The organism is Acidithiobacillus sp. TH-A36 (genome assembly GCF_057473445.1).
In genome coordinates this window covers 1-2,986 of sequence record NZ_JBYCKP010000151.1, presented here as the reverse complement: position 1 = coordinate 2,986, position 2,986 = coordinate 1, and the positions used below count along the sequence as shown (strand labels likewise).

Genomic DNA, 2,986 nt, shown 5'->3' with positions numbered 1-2,986 from the left:
ACCAGATCAATGCGCAAATGGCTGACCGGCAGAGTTTTGGCATCATTGCTCTGGACAGTCACGCTCAGGTAAAAATTTTTAACGCAGCAGAGGCGCGACTCAGTGGTTTGTCTGCGGACGAAGTTCTGGGGCGTAATTTTTTCACGGAAGTAGCACCCTGCACGGCCAGCCGCCTGTTTCGTGGACGATTCCGTCAGGGTATCCAGGAGGGGTCTCTGGACACGCATTTTTATTATACGTTCACCTATCGTATCCGCCCTATCTCTGCCCATGTGCACATGTTTTTCGATAGGCGTAAAAGTCCGCTTTTTTTTATTTTTATTGATCGTATTATTCAGTTATATGAGGATCTGGGCTGATGCAGGTTCCTGCGGAAAACCAGGTCATTAACCAGTTTCTGGCGTATGCCGATGAACTGCTGCAAGCACTGACAGATCTGCCCGAAATACATCAGGAACAACGGCAACTTTACCTCGTCTGCCTGAACAGCCTGTGGCAAATGCTGAACAACGCCTTTCAGCAGGATGGTGGTAATTTCCTGAGCGAACAGCAAATTGAGCTTTTGCAAATGGTTGACCGGGAAATCCAGCACATTGAAAATGACATTCCCGAAGATTTTCGTAACCAGCTGCACTTGTTGTTAAGGCAAATGAATATGGATCTGGTGTCCTGAACTTGTCGGGTCGCCATGAATTTCTGCAACAACTGGCAGAGGGGCTGCATCAGGGTTTTGCGCTGGATTGGCACCAGAATGGTAATACCCATGCCTGGCCGGGACAGTCGCTCTGGGCCAGAGCCGCCCGTATCAAAACCCGCTGGCGTCGTGCCAAAATCATCCCCGGAAGCAGAATTGCAGTCAGCCTGCCCAACAGTCCCGCTTATTTGGCCTATATGCTGGCCTGCTGGATGGGAGACTGGATATTCTGTCCACTACCCACCCTGCATCCTCTGGAAATCCAGCGCCGCCTGAAACTGCTCCAGCCCGCACTGTGGATACATTATCCATCAGATCGTGTTCAGGAAGAAGTCCAGGAAGGTGGCATCCATGACGATCAGGATGCGGCCCTGATTTTGTGGAGCTCGGGCAGTATGGGAGCCGGAAATGCTTACCGACTCAGCTTTGCAGCGTTGGATTGGCAGGTTGCTACCCATTTACCGGCACTGCAACTCAGCGCCGATAGTCTGCTCTGGAACACCCTGCCCTGGGCCCATGCCTTTGCAGGTGTGCTGGAATTACTGCCCGCCTGCATGGCAGGTAGCGTTATTCAGGCAGAAGCACAGCGCGCCCGCCATCCACCCCGGGACTGCACCCATCTCTTGACGGTTCCGCGTATGGCACGCCTGCTTACCCCAAAATTCTTGCATAGCTTACAGGGTGGCATCATTGGCGGAGCCCCCATTGGTAAAGTCCTTGCCAATCAACTCCAGGGCACTGCGCTGCGGGTGGGTTATGGACAAAGCGAGGCCGGGCCGGGAATCACGCTGGGACCTCCCGGAGAGTTTCAGCCATTTATCCTGGGACATTCCCTGGTGGAATATGCGTTGCGTGGCGAAACCCTCCATTATCATTCACCCGGGCAAGCCGATGCCCGCCTGTCCGCGTCGGGTTGGCAAAGCATTCAGGATGATCAGAGCTGGACCAACAGTGGCGATGAAGTCAGCCAGGATCCTGACGGCTGCTTGTTTTGGCGCGGCCGTGAAGATGGGGGATTCAGTCTGGCAAATGGCCACAGCATCCGTCCTGAAGCGGAGGAAGCCCGGTTGACGGACCAGTATCCAGAGGCCGAAAGCATTATCCTTGGCGCGCCAGGAGCACGGCACCTGACCGCCGTTGCAAAAGTACCCGGCGAGCAGGTCTCTACATTGCGCAAACAATGGCAAGAGCCCTATCTGCTGTGCATTCCAGCGGCACGGTTCTGGGACGATGCGCCAGTGCCGCAGGGCAAGCCCAGTCGGCGCTGGCTGTATTCACACTGGCCGGACTAACGCTCTCATCGCTTTCATAGGGCCATCCCCTTATAATTTTTCACTACAGTCAGAATCAATGAGTATCCCGATTTATGCACTCCAGCTCCAAGTCCGTCAGCCCCAGTGAAATTTGGGGCCATGCGGTCGCCAACATTACCCCCTCGGCAATGCCCGCCGTTACCATTTCCCTGGTGGCGGTGCACAGTGGCAATTTTACCTGGCTGGCCTATAGCGTCATAGGCATGCTGATGATGCTGGTCGCCCTGCAAATTGGCATTTTGGCACGGCATTTCCCTTCTCCGGGCTCCTTGTTTTTTTATCTGAGCAGCGCCTTGCACCCCATAGCCGGGATGCTGGCGGGCTTTGTCATGATTGCCGGATATTTTGGTGCCCTGGCAGCTGCGCCCCTGTTGGGAGGCCTGTTTCTGGAGCAGGCCCTGGCCTTTTTCTGGCCCATTCATGGCATCGGCTGGATTGCGCTTATTGCTTTTGTGTACCTGCTGATTGCCTGGCGACTGGCGCGGCGCGGCATTGAAATTTCCGCCCGCTGGGGACTTTGGGTTGAGATTTTTTCCATTGCCTGCATTGTGCTGATTGCCGCATTTACACTGGGACATTTTGGCTGGCGGGATCCGGCTCAATGGCATTTTATGCAACTGCAGCAAGGCCCGTTTACCCAGGCATTAATATTGTCGCTGTTGGCTTACGGCGGTTTTGAAACAGCCGGAAACCTTGCCGGGGAAACCCGGGCTGCGCGCACGGCGATTCCCAAGGTCATGCTCTTTTCCGTGGGTATGGTCGGCTTGTTTTTTGTGGCTATGGCCTATATTGAAATTCTGGCCTTTGCCCACATCCCCTCCGCCATTGGCAACAGCCCTGCTCCTCTCAACCGGATTGCCGAGGCTATTGGCAGGCCCTGGCTGGGCATTTTTTCGGATCTGGCCATGGCTACTGCTGCTTTTTCAGCGACCATCGCCACCCTGAACAGTATTTCCCGCATTTTATTCAGCATGGCGGG

Annotated in this window: 4 protein-coding genes; all 4 read left to right on the top strand. The window is 54.8% G+C overall.

The features are described 5' to 3' along the window. Nucleotides 1–359 (top strand): PAS domain-containing protein (locus tag AC2VLY_RS04125; protein WP_486893016.1); only part of this gene is annotated, 359 nt, incomplete at its 5' end. Continuing rightward, entirely contained in the window at nucleotides 359–673 is a 315-nt protein-coding gene (locus AC2VLY_RS04120; protein WP_193651341.1) for a hypothetical protein, read from the top strand. The genes AC2VLY_RS04125 and AC2VLY_RS04120, both read left to right, overlap by 1 nt. Before the next feature lie 2 nt (nucleotides 674–675). Next, on the top strand, nucleotides 676–1,986 hold the full coding sequence (locus AC2VLY_RS04115) for an AMP-binding protein (RefSeq protein WP_486893017.1): 1,311 nt from the start codon (nucleotides 676–678) through the stop codon (nucleotides 1,984–1,986). Nucleotides 1,987–2,060: 74 nt separating this feature from the next. Beyond that, on the top strand, nucleotides 2,061–2,986 hold a 926-nt coding region (locus tag AC2VLY_RS04110), incomplete at its 3' end, for an APC family permease (protein ID WP_486921808.1).

What these genes read in the sequence shown, in the direction of transcription:
- AC2VLY_RS04120 (WP_193651341.1), top strand. Translation starts at nt 359, where the DNA reads ATGCAGGTTCCTGCGGAAAACCAGGTCATTAACCAGTTTCTGGCGTAT.